The sequence below is a fragment of the Burkholderia cepacia complex sp. TUM26381 genome (assembly GCF_057439935.1).
The window spans coordinates 112,344-130,379 of the sequence record NZ_CM172008.1 but is presented as its reverse complement, the minus strand read 5'-3'; the positions used below and the strand labels follow the sequence as shown (position 1 = coordinate 130,379).

The following is an 18,036-nucleotide window of genomic DNA, read 5'->3' as shown; positions in this document are numbered from 1 at the left end:
TTTCGGGTACCGGCTGGCCGGCCCGCGCACCCCGGGGTTTGCCGATGATGACCGTGCAGGAGCTGCCGGATGCCCCGTCGCCCGGATTGCAGCGCGTGGCCGGCCTCGGCCGGTACGCACCGGCCGAGCACGTGGGCGCACGCGCTCGATCTTCCCGAGCCGTGGCGCCGGGTCAGCGCGAGCAACCCGGTGATGACGACGGGCGTCGGCCTGCCGCGTACGCCCCGGGAGCCGGCGGCGTGGCCCGAACGCATCGCGCAGACGCATGCGTGCGCGCTGGTCGTCGCGCCGCGGGCCGCGCGAACCTGCCCGACGACGCGAGCGGCGAAGTCGTCGAGATCGGCGCAGGCGGCCTCGTGACCCTGCCGCCGGGCCGGACCGGCCGCCGGGACATCATCGAGCCGGTGCGCGAGGCCTATGCGATCGACTGACGCACGCCGTCACTGCCCCGGCGCGTGAACGCCCTCGCGTCCGCCCGCCGGCGCATCGCCCTTGCCGCGATACCACACCGCATAGACGACCGACAGCACGATCACGAACGGCACGCCGCAGAACAGCGTCATCCGGAATTCGCGCGTGAAGTACGTCGTGACCAGCGCCGCGAGCATCAGCGCCGCGCCGAGCAGCGACGTAACCGGAAAGCCCCACATCCGGAACGCGAGCGCCTGGCCGCGATGGTGCCGGCGGAAGAACAGGTGCGTGACGAAGATCATCAGCCACGTGAACATCGCGCCGAACATCGACACCGACATCATCATCACGAACGACGTGTCCGGATACAGCACGTTCAGCACGGTCGCGAGCGCGATCCCGATCGCCGACAACCCGAGCGCGGCCGCCGGCACGCCGTGCCCCGTCAGCCGGCCGAGCGCCTTCGGCGCGTAGCCCGCGCGCGACAGGCTGAACATCATCCGCGTCGTGATGTAGAGCTGGCTGTTCATCGCGGACAGCGCGGCCACCAGGATCACGAAGTTGATCACGCCGGCCGCGCCCGGCACGTGCGTCGCGGCCATCACCTTCACGAACGGGCTTTCGTCGGAACCCGCGGCCGTCCACGGCACGATCGCGAGCATCAGCGCGAGCGTCAGCAGGTAGAAGAACACGAGGCGCAGCATCGTCGCGCGGAATGCGCGGGTGATCGCCTTGTGCGGATCGCGCGCCTCGCCGGCCGCGACCGCGATCATCTCGATGCTCAGGTAGCTGAAGATCGACACGATCACCGCGACCCACATCCCCCCCACGCCTTTCGGGAAGAAGCCGCCGTGCGCCGTGTAGTTCGAGAAGCCGATGCCCGAACCTGCCGGCGCACCGAACACGACCACCGCGCCGAGCGCGATGAACGCGACGATCGCGGCAATCTTCAGCATCGAGAACACGTACTCGACCGCGCCGAACACCTTCACGCTGACCAGGTTGACGCCGATCAGCGCGGCCGAGAAGCCGACGATCCAGTACCAGCCCGGCACGGCCGGAAACCAGTACTTCATGTACACGGCGATCGCCGTCACCTCGGTGCCGACCGCGAACACGATCGACGCCCAGTACGCATAGCGCACGAGGAAGCCGGCCCACGGGCTCACATAGTGCTCGGCATACGCGCCGAACGAACCCGACGTCGGGTGTGCGACCGTCATCTCGGCGAGGCAGCCCATCAGCAGCAGCGCGATCAGCGCGCCGATCGCATAGCTGACGAGCACGCTCGGCCCCGCAAAGCCGATCGCGAAACCGCTGCCGAGGAACAGCCCCGTGCCGATCGCGCCGCCGATCGCGATCATCGACAACTGCGCGGTCGACAGCCCGCGATGCAACCCCTTCTCACGTTCGACGATCGTGTCGAATCCTTGCCGCTGGTTCATGCCGTGTCTCCTTCGTCGAACGCGCCCCGCGTCGTGCGGGACGTCGTCCGGTCTCGTTCTGTTGCGTCGTAGTGCGTAGCGCGCCGGCCGTCAGGTCACCGACTTGCGCGCGAGGAATGCATCGGTGTTCCATGCACCGGTCGTCACGACGTCCTTCAATGCGGCGATCGTGTCCCACACGTCGACGTAGCGCACGTACAGCGGCGCGAAGCCGAAGCGCAGGATATCGGGCGCGCGGAAGTCGCCGATCATGTTGCGCGCGATCAGCGCCTGCACGATCGCATAGCCTTCCGCGTGCGCGAGCGACACTTGGCTGCCGCGTTGCGCGGCGGCGCGCGGCGACGCGAGCGTGAAGCCGAGACCCGCGAGCTCCTGGTCGACGAGCGCGATGAACAGATCGCCGAGCGCGACGCTCTTGTCGCGCAGCACATGGAGATCGACGCCGTCGAACGCTTCGAGCGCCGCTTCGAGCGCGATCACGCCGAGCTGCGGCGCGGTGCCCGTCAGCATCCGGTCGATCGCCGGGTGCGGCGCGTAGTCGTGCGTGAAGTCGAACGGCTTCGCATGGCCGTGCCAGCCCGTCAGCGGCTGCCGCACGTCGGCAAGATGCCGCGACGCGACGAACACGTAGGCCGGCGCGCCGGGCCCGCCGTTCAGGTACTTGTAGCCGCAGCCGACCGCGAAGTCCGCTTCGCACGCATTCAGCCCGATCGGCATCGCGCCGGCCGAGTGGCACAGGTCCCACACGCTCAGCGCGCCGGCCTCGTGCGCGTGGCGCGTGACGGCCGCCATGTCGTAGCGCTTGCCGCTCTTGTAGTTCACGTGCGTCAGCGACACGACCGCGACGGTATCGTCGATCGCCGCGGCGATGTCGTCCGGATCGACGCAGCGCAGTTCGCAGCCGGTCATCTCGGCGACGCTCGCCGCGATATAGACGTCGGTCGGGAAATTGGTGCGCTCGGCGACGATCACGCGGCGCCCGGGGCGCATGCGCGTGGCCGCGACGAGCACCTTGAACAGGTTCACCGACGTCGAATCGGCGACGATCACCTCGCCGTCGCCCGCGCCGATCAGCCGGGCGATCTTGTTGCCGGTGCGCTGCGGCGCCGGGTACCAGTCGGCGTCGTTCCACGAGCGGATCAGGCCGTGCGCCCATTCCTGTTCGAGCGCGCGCTGCATGCGCGCCGGCACGTTCGCGGGCATCGCGCCGAGCGAGTTGCCGTCGAGATAGATCGTGTCGGCGGGCAGGTCGAAGCGCGCGCGGCAGTGGGCGAGCGGGTCGGCCGCATCGAGCGCGGCGCAGTGTTCGCGGGTGGTCATGAAATGCGTGTTCCTTATGGAATGACGGTGGTCGTGAAAGGCGTCAGGCCGCGCGCGACGCCGCCGCGGGCGGCAGGTCGAAGAAGCGCAACGCATTGCCGCCGAGGATCTTGGCTTTCGCGGTGTCGGACAGACCGGGATGCTGCTCGACGAGCGAGCCGATCTGCTGCTCGCCGAGCGGGAATGGATAGTCGGAGCCGAGCATCACGCGGTCCTCGCCCATCGTGTCGACCAGGAGGCGCAGCGCGCCGCGATCGAACACCGCGCTGTCCACGTGGAAGCGGTCGAGATAGCTGACGGGCGGATGCGGGCAGTCCTCGCGCACGATGTCGCGCTGCTCCCACGCGTTCTGCACACGGCCGAGCAGGAACGCGAAGCTGCCGCCGCCGTGCGCGAAACACAGCTTCAGCGACCGCGGAATCCGCTCGAACGCGCCGGACAGGATCAGCGACACCATGCTGAGCTGCGTCTCGGCCGGCATCGCAACCAGCCACGGCAGCATCCATTTCTTCATCCGGCCGTCGGTCATCATGTCCCACGGATGCACGAGCACCGGAATGCCGTCGTTCGCGCAATGAGCAAGGAACGCGACGAGGTGCGCGTCGTCGAGATCGAGCGGCCCGAGATGGTTGCCGATCTGCACGCCGCGATGGCCGGCGCGGTGCGCGCGCGTCGCTTCGCGGCACGCGAGCTCGACGTCCTGCAGCGGCACCTGCGCGAGCGCGAACATCCGGCCGGGGGCATGCGCGCATAGCTCGAGCGCGCGGTCGTTCATCCGCATCGCCCAGTCGTGCGCGTCGTGCGGCGCGCTGTCGTAGCCGAACATCACGGGCGTCGCGCACATCAGCTGGATGTCGATGCCGAGCGCGTCCATCTCCGCGATGCGCGCGGCAGGGTCCCACAGCGCACGGTAGACCGGGCGGAACGCGCGCTCGCCCGTCATGATCATCCCGTTCTGGCCGTCCGCGTCGATGCGCAGCCACGGCGCGCGCTGCGCGTCGAGGCGCGCGGCCGCTTCCCGCGAAATCGGCGGGAAGAAGTGCGAATGCATGTCGATTCGAAGTGTCATCGTCGTTCTGTCGGTGAAAAGGCGTGGCGGGCTCAGGCCGCCTTGCCGGAATGCACGTGGCCGCAATGCGCGCAGCGGCGCAGCGTGTCCGACGCATAGAACGCGTCGAACAGCGGCGGCAGGTCGGCGACGATGCTCTTGAGCTGCACCTCGACGCGATGGACGAGATGCCCGCATGCGTCGCAGTACCACTCGAAGCCGTCGACGATGCCCGCCGGGCGCTGGCGCTCGATCACGAGGCACGCGCTGCCGGCTTCGGGGCGCTGCGGCGAATGCCGCACGTGCGGCGGCAACAGGAACATGTCGCCTTCCTTCAGGTCGACGCGTTCGCGCTTGCCGTCGATCCACAGGTGCAGATACGCGTTGCCGCGCAGCTGGTAAAAGAATTCCTCGAACGGATCGTCGTGATAGTCGGTGCGCCGATTCGGGCCGCCGACGACGGTCACGATGAAATCGCTGTCCTGCCACACCTGCTGGTTGCCGACCGGCGGCTTCAGCAGGTGCGCATGCTCGTCGATCCAGCGCGAAAAATTGAACGGGGTGCCGTACTTCAGCATGGTTGTCTCCTCCGGGCGGGTGACGCAACACGCCAACCCGCCATGCGTGTCATCGCTTCGGCGCGTACGCGATCGCCTTCATCTCGATCAGCAGATGCGGATGCGGCAGCTGGTGCACCGCGACCGTCGTGCGCGTCGGGCCGGTCTCGTCGAAATACTCGCCGTACACTGCGTTATAGCCGCCGAAATCGTTCATGTTCACGAGAAACGACGAGATCTCGACGAGCGACGACAGGTCGGCGCCTTCGCTGCGCAGGATGTCGCGGATGTTCTCGATCACCGTGCGGGTCTGCTCGCGGATGTCGAGCTGCACGGTGCCGAGCGCATCGGCCGACGCGCCGGCGATCGTGTTGTCGCGCCGCCGCGAACTCGTGCCCGACACGAACAGGAAGTCGCCGGCGCGCGTGATGTGCGGGAAGCGGCCGCGCGGCGTGGCCTTGCCGGGCACGACGCGGCCCTGGATCGAATGGTCTTGGCTCATGATGGTCGAGTGGTGGTGAATTCGGTGCTGCCGAGCCCGTGCACCGTGCAGTGCACGTGCGCGCCGGCAGGTAATGCGTCGGCGGCCGTCGCGGCGCCGGCCATGATCAGCGAGCCGGCCGGCAGCACGAGCCCGCTCGCCGCGATCAGCCGCGACGCCTGCACGACCGAGCGCAGCGGATCGCCGAGGATCGCGGCGGTCGAGCCGGTCTGGACCACGCGGCCGTCGATCCGCATCACGACGCCTGCGTTGCGCAGCCCGTCGAAACGCGTACTCCACGGGCCGAGCGTCAGGCCCGCCGACGAGCAGTTGTCGGCCACCACGTCCTCCAGCGTGAAGCGGAAGTCGCGGTAGCGCGAATCGATGATCTCCATCGCGGGCGCGACGGCTTCCAGGTAGCCGGCCGTTTCCAGCAGCGTCAGCGGGCGGTCGATGTCGCGGCGCGTGAGGAAGCACACTTCCGGCTCCACGCGCGGATGGATGAAGCGATCGAGCGCGACGTGCCCGCCGTCTTCTTCCAGCATCGTGTCGGTGAGCCAGCCCCAGATCAGGCTGTCGACGCCCATCTGGATCATCTTCGCGCGGCTCGTGAAGCCGAGCTTCACGCCGACCATCGTCTCGCCGCGATCGATGCGGCGTTCGATCGACGCGCGCTGGATCACGTATGCCTCGTCGAGCGAGAACGCGGCGCCGGCCGTCAGTTGCGCGATCGCCTCCGCGTGGCGCGCGGCGTCGTCGACACGGGCCGCCAGCCTGTCGAGATCGGTCATGCGGCCTCCCGTGCCTTCAGCATGTCGAGCGCGACGTCGACGATCATGTCCTCCTGCCCGCCGACCATGCGCCGCCGGCCGAGTTCGACCATGATGTCGAACGCCGACAGCCCGTATTTCGCGGCCGCCGCTTCCGTGTGGCGCAGGAAGCTCGAATACACGCCCGCATAGCCGAGCGCGAGCGTCTCGCGGTCGACCCGCACCGGGCGCTCCTGCAGCGGCCGCACGATGTCTTCCGCCGCGTCGATCAGTTGCTTCACGTCGCAACCGTGATTCAGCCCGAGCCGGTCGACCGCCGCGACGAACACTTCGAGCGGTGCGTTGCCGGCGCCCGCGCCCATCCCGGTCAACGACGCATCGATACGGTCGCAACCGTGTTCGAGCGCGACGATCGAATTCGCGACGCCGAGCGACAGGTTGTGGTGCGCGTGCATGCCCGTCTGCGTGGCCGGGTCGAGCACGGCCTTGAGCGCATCGAAGCGCGCCGCCACGTCGCGCATGCCGAGCGCGCCGCCGGAATCGACCACGTACACGCACTGCGCGCCGTAGCGTTCCATCTGCTTCGCCTGTTGCGCGAGCGCGTCGGGCGACGTCATGTGCGACATCATCAGGAAGCCGACGGTGTCCATCCCGAGTTCGCGTGCATACGCGATGTGCTGCTTCGAGATGTCGGCTTCCGTGCAGTGCGTCGCGATCCGCACGATGCGCGCGCCGGCGTCGTACGCGGCACGCAGGTCGTGTACGGTGCCGATGCCCGGCAGCAGCAGCGTCGCGACTCGGGCACGCTTGACCGTGCCGGCCACCGCCTCGATCCACTGCAGGTCGGTATGCGCGCCGAACCCGTAGTTGAAGCTCGATCCGGACAGGCCGTCGCCGTGCGCGACCTCGATGCTGTCGACGCCCGCGTCGTCGAGCGCGCGTGCGATCGTGACAGCGCTGTCGAGCGAATACTGATGACGGATCGCATGCATGCCGTCACGCAGCGTCACGTCGGACAGATAGATTTTTTTCGTGTGGTCGGTCATCGCCGATCTCCCGTCAGGCTGCGACGCGGCTGGCCGCGATCTGTTCGGCGGCGGCAAGCGCGGCCGACGTCATGATGTCCAGGTTCCCCGCATACGACGGCAGGTAATGCGCGGCGCCTTCGACTTCGAGGAACACGCTGACCTTCAGCCCCGCGCGGCGCTCGCCCGCGTCGAACGCGAGCGGCTGCGCGACCGTGTAGCGGTCGAACTGGACGGCCTGCTTGAGCCGGTAGCCCGGCACGTAGCTCGCGACCGCATCGACCATCGTGCGGATCGAACGCTCGATCGCGGCCGTATCGGCGTGTTCGTCGGTCAGGCAGTACACGGTGTCGCGCATCATCAGCGGCGGCTCGGCCGGGTTCAGCACGATGATCGCCTTGCCGCGCGCGGCGCCGCCGACCGTCTCGATCGCCTTCGACGTCGTTTCGGTGAACTCGTCGATGTTCGCGCGCGTGCCGGGGCCGGCCGAGCGGCTCGAGATCGACGCGACGATCTCCGCGTAATGCACGGGCGCGACGCGCGACACCGCATGCACGATCGGGATCGTCGCCTGGCCGCCGCAGGTCACCATGTTCAGGTTCGGCGCGTCGAGATGTTCGAACAGGTTGACGACGGGCACGACGAACGGGCCGATCGCGGCCGGCGTCAGGTCGATCACCTGTACGCCGTGACGGCCGAGCACGTCGGCGTGGCGCGCATGCGCGCCGGCCGACGTCGCGTCGAACGCGATCCGCACGTTCGCGAATCCGGGCATCGCGACGAGGCCGTCGATTCCGCCGGCGGTGGTCGCCACACCGAGCCGCGCGGCACGCGCGAGGCCGTCGGAGGCCGCATCGATGCCGACCATCGCGGCCATTTCCAGATGCTTCGAATTACGCAGCACCTTGATCATCAGGTCGGTGCCGATATTGCCGGAGCCGATGATGGCCACGGCGAGCTTGTCGAGGTCTTTCATCATTCACGCTCCGGTTGGGTGGAGAAATACGCGCTCACGCTGCCGAGTCCTTCGATCCGCGCGGTGAACACGTCGCCCGGCTGCACGCCGACCATCGGCCCGAGCGCGCCCGTCAGCACGATGTCGCCGGCCTGCAGCGGCGCACCGGCACGCGCCATCGTGTTCGCGAGCCACAGCGCCGCATGCAGCGGATTGCCGAGGCACGCGGCGCCCGCGCCGACGCTCACCGGCTCGCCGCGCCGCTCCATCGCCATCCCGCACTGGATCGCATCGAACGCGCCGAGCGTCACCGGCCGGCTGCCGAGCACGAACAGGCCGCTCGACGCGTTGTCCGCGACCGTGTCGGTCAGGCGGATGTCCCAGTTCGCGATCCGGCTGCCGACGATCTCGATCGCTGGCAGCGCATACGCGGTCGCGCCGATCAGGTCGGCCATCGTGTGCCGTTCGTGCGGCAGGTCGCGTTCGAGCACCAGCGCGATCTCGGCCTCGACCTTCGGCTGCTGCGTGCGCGCCAGCGCAATCTCCTCGCCGTCGGCCACCGCCATGTCATCGAACAGCATCCCGAAGTCGGGCTGACCGACGCCGAGCTGCTTCTGCACGGCCGCCGACGTCAGGCCGATCTTTCGGCCGACGAGCCGGCGCCCCGCTGCGCACTTGCGTGCGGTGTTCGCGCGTTGCACCGCATACGCGGCGTCGAGCGCATCGCCGCCGAGCGCCGCGATCGCGTCGCGTACCGGCGCGCACGGCACGCCGTCGCGCTCGGCCGCCCGCAACGTGTCGGCAATCGCCTGCACCGCATTCCGGTCGAATTCGCTCATGCAACCCTCACGCAGACGTTGGTGGTTTCGGAGTAGAAATCGAGCGAGTGGCGACCGCCCTCGCGGCCGATGCCCGACAGCTTGGTGCCGCCGAACGGCGTGCGCAGGTCGCGCACGAACCAGGCATTCAGCCACACGATGCCGGTCTCGATCTGCTTCGCGACGCGGTGGCCGCGTGCCAGGTGCGTCGTCCACACGCTCGCGGCCAGACCGTACGCGCTGTCGTTCACGCGGCCGATCACTTCGTCCTCGCTGTCGAACGGCGCGACGTGACACACCGGCCCGAAAATCTCCTCCGTCACGCAACGCGCGGTGTCGGGCAGCCCGGTCCAGATCGTCGGCTGCACGAACGCGCCGTCGTCGCGTGCGTCGCCGAACGCCGGCACGCCGCCGCCCGTGACGACCGTCGCGCCTTCGTCGACGGCCAGCCGGAAATACGACAGCACCTTGTCGCGATGGCCGCGCGAGATCAGCGGCCCCATCGTCGTCGCAGGATCGTCGGGCGCGCCGACGCGCAGCGCTTCGGTGCGCGATTTCAGCGCGGCGACGAAGCGCTCGAAGATCGGCCGCTCGACGTACACGCGCTCGCTGCACAGGCACACCTGCCCGGCGTTGGTGAAGCTCGACTTGACGATGCCGTCCACCGCCGCGTCGAAGTCGGCATCGGCGAACACGACGGCCGCGTTCTTGCCGCCGAGTTCGAACGAGATGTCCTTCACGCCGTCGGCAACGGCCTTCATGATCGCGCTGCCCGTGCGCGATTCGCCGGTGAACGTGATCGCGTCGATGCCGGGGTGGCGCGTGAGGAATTCGCCAGCGGCAGCCGGCCCGTGCCCGTGCACGAGGTTGAACACGCCGCGCGGCAGGCCGGCCGCGTCGATCACTTCGGCCAGCAACGTCGCGGAGCCCGGTGTCTCTTCCGACGGCTTGGCCACGACGCAGTTACCCATTGCGAGCGCCGGCGCGACTTTCCACGTGAACAGCAGCAGCGGCAGGTTCCACGGCGAGATGATGCCGACCACGCCGAGCGGCTTGCGCGTCACGTAGTTGAGGTATTGCGCGCCGTCCGCCGTCTGCGATTCGAAGCAGTCGTCGCCGGCCGTGCGGACCAGGTCGGCGAACGTGCGGAAGTTCGCGATGCCGCGGGCGATGTCGAGCGAGCGGGCCTGCGCGAGCGGGCGGCCGGTGTCGGCCACTTCGGCCGCGACGAAATCGTCGAAGCGCGCCTGGATGCCGTCGGCAATCCGGTGCAGCCAGTCGGCCCGCTGCACGGATGTCGTGTCGCGCCAGCCGGCCGCCTGCGCGGCGCGGGCCGCGCGCACGGCGGCGTCGACCTGCGCGGCGTCGGCCTCGCATACGCGGGCGATTTCGCGGCCGTCGACCGGGCTCGTATCCGCGAAGGTCCGTGCGGTCTCGACGAATGCGCCGTCGATGTAGTGTCGCAACAGCCGCGGCGGGCGCGCGGCGTCAGTCGTTTCTCGATTCACAACGTCTCCTGCTCGTATGGACTGTCAGCAGGAGTCTAGGGAAGCCGCGCGAGAAGCGACAATCAAACATTCGGCGCTGGCTATGCTAAACGGGAATACCCGTGCGAGCCTTGCGCCGCAACGGTTCCAGCCCGACGCTCAGGTTCCCTCCGGGCACTCCTGCACCGCTTCCTTCAGGCATTCGATGAACGCGCGGCACGCGGCGCTCTGCTCCTTGTTCGAGCGCACCGAGAATCCGACCGTGCCGAACGCGCCCGTTTCTGGCAGATCGAGCACGCGCAACAGCCCGGCCTGCGCGAACTGCCGCGCGGCAACACGCGGCATCAACGCGATGCGCGGCGTATCGAGCAACAGCCCGATATTGGTGAGCAACGACAGCGATTCGACGATGTCGGTCGGCAGCGGCAGCCCGGCCGCACGGAACAGGTGCTCGGCCGCGAGCCGCGACGGCGAGTCGGGCGTCGGCAGGATCCACGGCGCATCGACCAGTTCGCGCAGCGACGGCGCCGGATCGGGCACGGGGCCGTAGCCGTTGCCGACCACCGCGCACATCGATTCGTCGAACAGCGCTTCGTGCGTGAGCGGGAACGCGCTCGCGATCGGCAGCTCGCGCTCCGGCAGCCGGCCGACGACGATGTCGAGGTCACCGGTCGCGAGCGCCGGGAACAGGTGCGCGGTCGTGCCTTCGCGCACGGTCACCAGCACGTGCGGCGTGCGCGCCTTCAGCATCGCGATCGCGCGCGGCAGCAGCCGCGCGGACGCCGAGATCAGCGTGCCGACGATCACGTGGCCGCTCGTGCCGAGCCGGAAATCGTTCAGCTCGTCGGTCATGTAGCGCAGCTCGGCCATCAGCGACTTCACGCGCCGCCCGAGCAGCAGGCCGAGGTCGGTCGGCACCACGCCGCGGTTCGAGCGCGAGAACAGCGCGCCGTCGAAGCACGATTCGAGTTCGTGGATCACTTTCGTCACGGCCGGCTGCGTGAGGCGCATCTCGTTGGCCGCGCGTACCACCGAGCGCGTTTCCAGCACACGCTCGAAAATCATCAACTGGTTCAGCTTGAGCCGGCGGATCAGGGAGATCTCGCTGAGCGGATTCGCGTCCATGTCTGCTTTGTCGTCGAAAAAGGGGGTGGCCGGACTTAGGGTCTGTTTACCTGTGAAACGCGCATGCGTTGCCGCGAGAACGGCCGCTCGCGAGGCGCGCGACGCCGCGAATACTCACGTATTCGCAAGGCGCGCAACGCGGCGAGCGGCCGCTCTCGCGGCAACCCGAAATTGAAAACGCCAGGTCACGGGAAGGCACGGAATCGCCCGCATGGCGGCTTCACTCGTCGCTTGTTCGGCTCGCCAAACGGCGCGCCTCGCTCCTTGCCCTACGCCCCGGAGGCAGTCTCCTTTGGGGGACGAGCGATTTCGGGCCTTCGCACACGCGTTCCACAGGTAAACAGACCCTAACAACTTTACGTCCGGCGCGCATCGGGAGATGCACGGCACGCGCCTCCCCCTTGTATCAGTAGACGCCCATCATCGCGGACAACTCCGCCACATACTCGCCATAACGCGGGTCGCGCTTGATCTCGTCCGGCTGGCGCGGCCGCGGCAGGTCGATCTTCACGTCATGCAGCACGCGGCCCGGGCGCGCGGACATCACCAGTACACGATCCGACAGGAACACGGCCTCGTGAATGCTGTGCGTGACGAGCAGCACCGTCAGCGTGCTCTGCTGCCAGATGCGCAGCAGCTCGACGTTGAGCCGGTCGCGCGTGAGTGCGTCGAGCGCGCCGAACGGCTCGTCCATCAGCATCACGCGCGGCTCCAGCAGCAGGATCTGGCCGATCGCCGCGCGCTGCCGCATCCCGCCCGACAGCTCGTGCGGATAGCGGTCGACGAACTGCGCGAGGCCGAGCGTGTCGAGCAGCGCCGGCAGCCGTGCGTCGACGTGCGCACGCGGCAGGTTGCGCAGCTTCGCGCCGAGCCGGATGTTCGCGCCGACGCTCAGCCACGGCAGCATGTTGCTGGTCTGGAACACGACGCCGATATCGGGATGCGGGCCGGCCACCGGCGTGCCGCCGACGCGAATCGACCCGGCATCGCACGGCACGAGCCCCGCGACCATCCGCAGCAGCGTGCTCTTGCCGCAGCCGCTCGGCCCGAGAATCGACACGAACTCGCGCGGTTGCACGCGCATCGATACCTGTTCCAGCGCGCTGAACGCATCGGCGCCGCCGCGCGCGGCGAAGCGCTTGCCGGCCTGCTCGACGGCGATCAGCGCATCCGCGCGGGCGCCATCCTGCGCGGGCGCCGCTGTCGCGCCTTCGGAAACGGAAGCGCGCCGCACCGGGCGCGCGAGATTGACGATCGTCATCAGGCCGTGACTCCTCTCCACCAGACTGCACGCGAAACCAGCTCGACCGCGCCGTAGAACAGCATCGCGAGCGCGGTCACCATCAGGATCGCCGCGAAGCACAGCGGCGTTTGCGCATTCGACGTCGCGAACACGATCAGATGCCCGAGCCCCGCTTCCGCGCCGATGAACTCGCCGACGATCGCGCCGATCACCGCGAGCGGCATCGCGATCTTCAGGCCATCCATCAGCGCCGGCAGCGCGGCGGGCAGGCGCAGGTGCCAAAACGTGTGCGCGGCCGACGCGCCGAGCGCGCGGAAATGCTCGTCGAGATGGCGCGGCACGCCCGCGAGGCCGCCCATCGTCGCGACGACGATCGGGAAGAACGCGAACAGCACGGCCGCCGCGAGCTTCGACGCGAAACCGTAGCCGAACCAGACGATCAGCAACGGCGCGAGCGCGATCTTCGGCATGCTCTGCAGCGCGGTCACGAACGGCAGCAGCGTACGCCGCACGAGGTTCGACGCGCTGGCGAGCAGCCCGATCGCGAGGCCGCCGGCCACCGCCAGCGCAAAGCCCGCGAACACTTCCCAGGCAGTCGTCAGCGTGTCGGCCAGCAGTTGTGCGCGCATCTCCCAGCCGGCCGCGAACACCGACGACAGCGACGGCAGCACGTATTCGCGCGTGCCGGTCCAGCGCACGCCGAATTCCCATGCGAGGCCGACGATCGCCCAGAACGCGACCGTTTCGATCAGCCGCTTCATGCCGGGCCTCCTTTCGGCGCATCGCGCGAGGCATCCGCATCGTCGCCGGCAGGCGCGGCCGATGCGGCCGGCGCGTTGCCGCGCGACTTCTCGGCGACGAGATGCGGCGGCGGCGGCACGACGAAGCGCGCGAAGCGGTACTGGTCGAACGATTCGATCGTGCGCTCCCACACCTGCGGCTCGCGCGGATCGCGTTCGCCGATCTGCTCCATCTCGCAGTAGACCTCGACGTTGTTGCCGTCCGGATCCTTGAACACCAGGAACAGGTTGTTGCCGGGCCCGTGCCGCCCGATCCCGCGCACGATCTCGACGCCATGCGACTGCAGCACCTTCACCGAGCGCTCCATCTCCTCGACGCTGTCGACCAGGTACGAGAAATGTTCGAGGCCCGGGCGCGAATAGCGCGGCAGGTCGTCGAAATCGGGCGAATCCTTCGGCAGCTGCGCGAGCGCGAGATCGTGGTGATCGGTGCCCGCGCGCAGGAACACCATCTGGTCGCCGATCCAGTCGGACACCTTCAGGCCCATCACTTCCGTATAGAACTTCGCAGACCGATGGATATCCCGCACCATCAGCACCATGTGTCCGAGCCGCCTGGGACGCAAGCTGTTCATTACCGTTCTCCTGTGTGCCCGCGCGCCGCGCAGGCCGGGTTGGACCGCCGGCAGCGGCGCGCTGCCGCCACCGCGATCCCGATCGCGTTACTCGACGAAACGATTGGTATAGAGACTGCCGGCCTTGACCTTCGCGCCGAGCGCGAACGCACGCGACACGAAACCGAGCGTCGTGTCGATGCGCTCGGGCCGCAGCCAGCCGAGCCGGTGGCCGGCCGCGTCGTCGGCGATCAACGCATTGGTCTCGTCGATCTGCTCGCGCAGGATCGTGCGGTCGAGCAGCGGATTGCGCGACACGATCGCGTCGACCGCGTCCTGCGGCCGGTCGCGCATCAGCGCGTAGCCGCGATACGTCGCATCGACGAAGCGCTTCACGATGTCCGGATGCTGCGCGACGTACGCATCGGTCGTCACGATCCCGCTGCCGGTCATGTCGAGGCCGAGGTCGCGATACGTGACCTTGCCAAGCGTCTGCCCCGCGCGCCGCGCGAACGCGGCCTGCACCGGCAGGCTCGCGCCTTCCCAGCATTCCGACAGGTCGATGCGCTTCTGCAGCAGCGCGGTATTGATCACGGCCGGATCGAGCCGCACGAGGCGGATCGCGTCGGGCGCCATCCCGTTCTGCTTCAGCCACGCCGGGACGATGTTCTGCACCGCCGACGCATTGCCGCCGCCGAGCGACAGCCCCGCGAGATCCTTCAGCGACGAAGGCTTGAAGCCGGGCCGCTCGAGATAGCACATCGCGCCCGGCCAGCGCGTGTTGATCGCGCCGACCAGCACCGCATGGCCGCCGTGCGCGCGATTCAGGATCACGCTGACCGGGTCGCCGTAGCCGAACTCGAACAGCCCTTCGTCGACTTCATTGACGGTCCGCTGGCCGCCGTAGCCGCGCTGCACCGTCACGGCGAGGCCGGCGTCCTGGTAGAAGCCCTTCGCCTGCGCGACCAGGATCCCGCCGGTGCTGCCCTGCGGCAGCCACGCGAGATTGACGCGTACCGCGTCGGCCGCCTGCGCGGCCGGGGCCGCGGCCCACAGGCCCGCGGCCAGCACCGCGCCGCGCGCCAGCGCTTGGATGCGCTCAAACATGTCCTCCTCCTGTCTTGTCGAGTTCGGGGCCGGGCCGGCGCGGCACGCGCGGCTTACCCGCGCACCAGCGGGTTTTCGATCGAGCCGATGCCGTCGATCGATGCGACCATCACGTCGCCCGGCTGCAGATAGATGCCACGCCCCATGCCGACGCCCGTCGGCGTGCCGGTCGCGATCAGGTCGCCGGGCTGCAGCGTCAGGATCGACGACAGGTAATGGATCTGCTCCGCAATACTGAAGATCATCTCGCCGGTATTGCCGTCCTGCATCGTTTCGCCGTTCACGGCCAGCCGCATCCGCAGGTTCTGCGGTTCGGCGATGCACGCGCGCGGCACGAGCCAGGGCCCGAGCGGACCGAAGGTATCGAAACTCTTGCCGCGAAACCAGTCGTGCTTGAACGGATAGTCGGTGCGGCGATTCAGGTCGCGTGCGCTCACGTCGTTCAGGATCGTGTAGCCCGCGACGTAGTCGAACGCGTCTTCCACCGCGATGTGGCGCCCCGGCCGGCCGATCACGACGGCCAGTTCGACCTCCCAGTCGACGCGCTCGGCCTGCGGCGGCATCACGACGTCGGCGAGCGTCGGCACCACGCTCGTCTCGGCCTTCATGAACATGTACGGCGAGCTTTCCTCGCGCGGGGCAAGCTCGGTGCCCATCTCGCGCGCATGCTCGTAGTAGTTCGACGCAGCCGCGAAAATCCGCCGCGGCGCATACGGCACGTGCAGCCGGTAGCCTGCCAGCGGCTGCGCGTCGAGCCGGCCGGCGGCGATCTCGCGCGCGGCCGCCTCGAGGCGCGCGACGGTCTGCGCGCCGCGCAGCGGCCAGTTCGCGACCAGCGTGTCGACGTCGAGCGGCGCGTCGCCTCCGCCCGCCCGCTGCAGCACGGCCTGCGCGTCGTACAGCGCGCCTTCCATCGCGAGCCCCGCCGCGACGCGGCCATTCAGTTCATACGTTGCGATACCGAACCAGATCACGGTTGTCCTCTTTTGTCGTCGTCAGGAGGGGACGAGTGACGCGTATACAATAGATCACTCGTGTATTCATTTGATATTTCTCGTATACTCCTATCGGGTCGGAAACGAATTCCGCGTACACTGCGCGGCGGGTCCGGTCCGGCGCCGCGCGCCGCAAATTGAGCGGCTCCGGCGGCGGGCGCATAATGGGCCGGCCCGACGGCCGAGGCGTCCCGCGCGGGTTCCGGCCGGCAGGGGCTGCCGACGGCGATGTCCACACCACACACGACACGATGACCACGCTCTCTTCCAAGATCTATCGCCTGCTGTTCGACGAGATCATCGACGGCACGCTCGAACCGGGCCAGAAGCTCGAGGAAATCGCGCTTGCCGAGCGGTTCAACGCGTCGCGCACGCCGATTCGCGAAGCGCTGCGCGAGCTGGCCGCGCGCGGGATGGTCGAGCTGACGCCGCGCAAGGGCGTGGTCGTCGCGCAATTCAGCCTCGACGAACTCGCCGACATGCTCGAAGCGATGTGCGAACTCGAGGCGCTGTGCTGCCGGCTCAGCGCGCAGCGGATGAGCGTCGTCGAGAAGAAGCAGCTCGAGGAGCTGCAGATCGAGATGAACGAGGCGATCGCGCGCGGCGACGAGGCCGACTACTTCCAGCTCAACCGCGAATTCCACGAACTGATCTGCAAGGGTGCGCAAAGCAAGTCGCTCGCGTCGATCATCGCGGTGCAGCGGCAGCGTCTCGCGGGCTTTCGCGCGGCCCAGCCCGCGTCGCCGAAGCGCTTCGAGGCGGCCACCGACGAGCACCGCGAGATCGTCGACGCGATCCTCGCCGCCGAGCCCGAACGCGCGTACAACGCGATGCGCGACCACACCGCGCGCCTGTCGATCGTCGTGCTCGGCCGGCTCAAGCGCCAGCGCAACGAGCGCGAATCGATCTGACGGCAAGCCGGCGCGGCCGCGCGGCGCGTTGAGCCGCGTCATGCGCGCGCCTCGTCGATCGACGGCATCGTGAAGCCGAGCGCGTCGAGCTGCGCGAGCAGCGCGCGCGTATCGGCCGCTGCATGCGACACAAGCGGCGCGCGCACGCGCGCCCAGTCGCCGTGCCGCGTGAAATGCGCGACCACGGCCTTCAACGCGGGAATCATCGACGGCGATTGCAGCGCGGTGCGCACGGTCGACACGCGCCCTTCCCACGTCGCGCGTGCGACGGCCGTCGGCGCCGCAAGCAGTTGCGCGATCGCGTGCGGCTGCAGGTTCGCAGTCGCCGAGATGCAGCCGGCCGCGCCGAGCGGCAGCGCGCGGCCGAGCAGCGCCTCCGACGCCGGGAACACCGCGAAACCCGGAAAGCGTTCGAGCATCGTCACCGTGTTCGCCCAGTCGCCCGAACTGTCCTTGATGCCGACCACCGTGCGCGGATACGCGGCGACCAGCCGCTCGATCAGCGTGTGCGTGATCGGCACGCCCGTCAGCTGCGGGATGTGATACAGCAGCACGCGCAGCCGCTCCGAGCCGACCGCGTCGATCACGCCCGCGTAGTAGGCGAACAAGCCTTCATCGCTCACGCCCTGGTAGAAGAACGGCGGCAGCATCAGCACGCCCGCGCAGCCGGTCGCCACCGCATGGCGCGTCAGCGCGATCGCGTCCGGCAGCGCGCACGCGCCCGTGCCGGGCAGCACTTGCGCGGGATCGATGTCGGCGGCCGCGATCTTGTCGAGCAGCGTGCAGCGCTCCGCAACGCTCAACGAGTTCGCCTCGCTGTTCGTGCCGAACGGTGCGAGGCCCGCGCCCTGCCCGACGAGCCAGCGGCAGAACGCGACGAAGCGCGGCGCGTCGATCGACAGGTCGGCGCGAAACGGCGTGAGGACGGGCGCGAACACGCGCGGCGCGGCAAAGGCGGACATGCGGGAGTCTCCGGTTGGATGA

At 68.9% G+C, this 18,036-nt stretch carries 19 protein-coding genes; 2 read left to right on the top strand and 17 right to left on the bottom strand.

What is annotated here, in order from left to right; genetic code table 11:
- The first annotated feature begins 44 nt into the window (after nt 1–44).
- Entirely contained in the window at nt 45–431 is a 387-nt protein-coding gene (locus ACWMMN_RS32785) for a cupin domain-containing protein (RefSeq protein WP_486424330.1), read from the top strand.
- 9 nt (nt 432–440) lie between these two features.
- On the opposite strand, the gene ACWMMN_RS32780 is transcribed toward ACWMMN_RS32785, so the two are convergent.
- The 16 genes from ACWMMN_RS32780 to ACWMMN_RS32705 all read right to left on the bottom strand — a co-directional run bounded on the left by ACWMMN_RS32780 (nt 441) and on the right by ACWMMN_RS32705 (nt 16,120).
- Nucleotides 441–1,856 (bottom strand): amino acid permease, encoded by a 1,416-nt coding sequence (locus ACWMMN_RS32780; protein ID WP_059241189.1) that lies wholly within the window; start codon nt 1,854–1,856, stop codon nt 441–443.
- A 90-nt stretch (nt 1,857–1,946) separates the two neighbouring features.
- Nucleotides 1,947–3,176, bottom strand: coding sequence for a kynureninase (gene kynU / locus ACWMMN_RS32775; protein ID WP_486424329.1), 1,230 nt, complete (start codon nt 3,174–3,176; stop codon nt 1,947–1,949).
- Nucleotides 3,177–3,219: 43 nt separating this feature from the next.
- Nucleotides 3,220–4,245, bottom strand: coding sequence for an amidohydrolase family protein (locus ACWMMN_RS32770; protein ID WP_059241188.1), 1,026 nt, complete (start codon nt 4,243–4,245; stop codon nt 3,220–3,222).
- 32 nt (nt 4,246–4,277) lie between these two features.
- Complete coding sequence (locus ACWMMN_RS32765) at nt 4,278–4,802, bottom strand: 3-hydroxyanthranilate 3,4-dioxygenase (RefSeq protein WP_059241187.1); 525 nt, start codon at nt 4,800–4,802, stop codon at nt 4,278–4,280.
- A 49-nt stretch (nt 4,803–4,851) separates the two neighbouring features.
- Complete coding sequence (locus ACWMMN_RS32760) at nt 4,852–5,283, bottom strand: RidA family protein (protein ID WP_486424328.1); 432 nt, start codon at nt 5,281–5,283, stop codon at nt 4,852–4,854.
- Nucleotides 5,280–6,053 (bottom strand): 2-keto-4-pentenoate hydratase, encoded by a 774-nt coding sequence (locus ACWMMN_RS32755; RefSeq protein WP_174993582.1) that lies wholly within the window; start codon nt 6,051–6,053, stop codon nt 5,280–5,282. Before ACWMMN_RS32755 ends, ACWMMN_RS32760 begins: the two co-directional genes overlap by 4 nt.
- On the bottom strand, nt 6,050–7,078 hold the full coding sequence (gene dmpG, locus ACWMMN_RS32750; RefSeq protein ID WP_486424327.1) for a 4-hydroxy-2-oxovalerate aldolase: 1,029 nt from the start codon (nt 7,076–7,078) through the stop codon (nt 6,050–6,052). The genes ACWMMN_RS32755 and dmpG overlap by 4 nt, the downstream gene beginning before the upstream one ends.
- 13 nt (nt 7,079–7,091) lie before the next feature.
- Complete coding sequence (locus ACWMMN_RS32745; protein WP_059241183.1) at nt 7,092–8,036, bottom strand: acetaldehyde dehydrogenase (acetylating); 945 nt, start codon at nt 8,034–8,036, stop codon at nt 7,092–7,094.
- A complete protein-coding gene (locus tag ACWMMN_RS32740) occupies nt 8,033–8,851 on the bottom strand; it encodes a 2-keto-4-pentenoate hydratase (protein WP_059241182.1) in 819 nt (272 codons plus the stop codon). Before ACWMMN_RS32740 ends, ACWMMN_RS32745 begins: the two co-directional genes overlap by 4 nt.
- On the bottom strand, nt 8,848–10,338 hold the full coding sequence (locus tag ACWMMN_RS32735; RefSeq protein WP_340625820.1) for a 2-hydroxymuconic semialdehyde dehydrogenase: 1,491 nt from the start codon (nt 10,336–10,338) through the stop codon (nt 8,848–8,850). The genes ACWMMN_RS32740 and ACWMMN_RS32735 overlap by 4 nt, the downstream gene beginning before the upstream one ends.
- 138 nt (nt 10,339–10,476) lie before the next feature.
- Nucleotides 10,477–11,442, bottom strand: a complete 966-nt coding sequence (locus tag ACWMMN_RS32730; RefSeq protein WP_059241180.1) for a LysR substrate-binding domain-containing protein — start codon at nt 11,440–11,442, stop codon at nt 10,477–10,479.
- Nucleotides 11,443–11,848: 406 nt separating this feature from the next.
- Nucleotides 11,849–12,703: an ABC transporter ATP-binding protein gene (locus tag ACWMMN_RS32725; RefSeq protein WP_059241179.1), complete on the bottom strand. Its 855-nt coding sequence runs from the start codon at nt 12,701–12,703 to the stop codon at nt 11,849–11,851.
- Nucleotides 12,703–13,446: an ABC transporter permease gene (locus ACWMMN_RS32720; protein ID WP_256087664.1), complete on the bottom strand. Its 744-nt coding sequence runs from the start codon at nt 13,444–13,446 to the stop codon at nt 12,703–12,705. The genes ACWMMN_RS32725 and ACWMMN_RS32720 overlap by 1 nt, the downstream gene beginning before the upstream one ends.
- Nucleotides 13,443–14,060, bottom strand: a complete 618-nt coding sequence (locus tag ACWMMN_RS32715) for a VOC family protein (RefSeq protein ID WP_059241177.1) — start codon at nt 14,058–14,060, stop codon at nt 13,443–13,445. Before ACWMMN_RS32715 ends, ACWMMN_RS32720 begins: the two co-directional genes overlap by 4 nt.
- Before the next feature lie 87 nt (nt 14,061–14,147).
- The gene (locus ACWMMN_RS32710) at nt 14,148–15,146 is read right to left on the bottom strand and encodes an ABC transporter substrate-binding protein (RefSeq protein WP_174993588.1); all 999 of its coding nucleotides are present in this window, start codon (nt 15,144–15,146) and stop codon (nt 14,148–14,150) included.
- Between the two features lie 53 nt (nt 15,147–15,199).
- The gene (locus tag ACWMMN_RS32705) at nt 15,200–16,120 is read right to left on the bottom strand and encodes a fumarylacetoacetate hydrolase family protein (RefSeq protein ID WP_174993589.1); all 921 of its coding nucleotides are present in this window, start codon (nt 16,118–16,120) and stop codon (nt 15,200–15,202) included.
- Nucleotides 16,121–16,392: 272 nt separating this feature from the next.
- Here ACWMMN_RS32705 and ACWMMN_RS32700 point away from each other — a divergent pair, with 272 nt between their 5' ends.
- Nucleotides 16,393–17,052, top strand: coding sequence for a GntR family transcriptional regulator (locus tag ACWMMN_RS32700; protein ID WP_059242390.1), 660 nt, complete (start codon nt 16,393–16,395; stop codon nt 17,050–17,052).
- Nucleotides 17,053–17,090: 38 nt separating this feature from the next.
- Here the strand turns inward: ACWMMN_RS32700 and ACWMMN_RS32695 are convergent, their stop codons facing one another.
- Nucleotides 17,091–18,014, bottom strand: coding sequence for a dihydrodipicolinate synthase family protein (locus ACWMMN_RS32695; RefSeq protein WP_486424326.1), 924 nt, complete (start codon nt 18,012–18,014; stop codon nt 17,091–17,093).
- Nucleotides 18,015–18,036 lie beyond the last annotated feature (22 nt).

What these genes read in the sequence shown, in the direction of transcription:
- ACWMMN_RS32780 (WP_059241189.1), bottom strand. Translation starts at nt 1,856, where the DNA reads ATGAACCAGCGGCAAGGATTCGACACGATCGTCGAACGTGAGAAGGGG.
- ACWMMN_RS32730 (WP_059241180.1), bottom strand. Translation starts at nt 11,442, where the DNA reads ATGGACGCGAATCCGCTCAGCGAGATCTCCCTGATCCGCCGGCTCAAG.
- ACWMMN_RS32765 (WP_059241187.1), bottom strand. Translation starts at nt 4,802, where the DNA reads ATGCTGAAGTACGGCACCCCGTTCAATTTTTCGCGCTGGATCGACGAG.
- ACWMMN_RS32720 (WP_256087664.1), bottom strand. Translation starts at nt 13,446, where the DNA reads ATGAAGCGGCTGATCGAAACGGTCGCGTTCTGGGCGATCGTCGGCCTC.
- ACWMMN_RS32760 (WP_486424328.1), bottom strand. Translation starts at nt 5,283, where the DNA reads ATGAGCCAAGACCATTCGATCCAGGGCCGCGTCGTGCCCGGCAAGGCC.
- ACWMMN_RS32715 (WP_059241177.1), bottom strand. Translation starts at nt 14,060, where the DNA reads ATGAACAGCTTGCGTCCCAGGCGGCTCGGACACATGGTGCTGATGGTG.
- ACWMMN_RS32745 (WP_059241183.1), bottom strand. Translation starts at nt 8,036, where the DNA reads ATGATGAAAGACCTCGACAAGCTCGCCGTGGCCATCATCGGCTCCGGC.
- ACWMMN_RS32785 (WP_486424330.1), top strand. Translation starts at nt 45, where the DNA reads ATGATGACCGTGCAGGAGCTGCCGGATGCCCCGTCGCCCGGATTGCAG.
- kynU (WP_486424329.1), bottom strand. Translation starts at nt 3,176, where the DNA reads ATGACCACCCGCGAACACTGCGCCGCGCTCGATGCGGCCGACCCGCTC.
- ACWMMN_RS32710 (WP_174993588.1), bottom strand. Translation starts at nt 15,146, where the DNA reads ATGTTTGAGCGCATCCAAGCGCTGGCGCGCGGCGCGGTGCTGGCCGCG.
- ACWMMN_RS32725 (WP_059241179.1), bottom strand. Translation starts at nt 12,703, where the DNA reads ATGACGATCGTCAATCTCGCGCGCCCGGTGCGGCGCGCTTCCGTTTCC.
- ACWMMN_RS32755 (WP_174993582.1), bottom strand. Translation starts at nt 6,053, where the DNA reads ATGACCGATCTCGACAGGCTGGCGGCCCGTGTCGACGACGCCGCGCGC.
- ACWMMN_RS32700 (WP_059242390.1), top strand. Translation starts at nt 16,393, where the DNA reads ATGACCACGCTCTCTTCCAAGATCTATCGCCTGCTGTTCGACGAGATC.
- dmpG (WP_486424327.1), bottom strand. Translation starts at nt 7,078, where the DNA reads ATGACCGACCACACGAAAAAAATCTATCTGTCCGACGTGACGCTGCGT.
- ACWMMN_RS32695 (WP_486424326.1), bottom strand. Translation starts at nt 18,014, where the DNA reads ATGTCCGCCTTTGCCGCGCCGCGCGTGTTCGCGCCCGTCCTCACGCCG.
- ACWMMN_RS32770 (WP_059241188.1), bottom strand. Translation starts at nt 4,245, where the DNA reads ATGACACTTCGAATCGACATGCATTCGCACTTCTTCCCGCCGATTTCG.
- ACWMMN_RS32740 (WP_059241182.1), bottom strand. Translation starts at nt 8,851, where the DNA reads ATGAGCGAATTCGACCGGAATGCGGTGCAGGCGATTGCCGACACGTTG.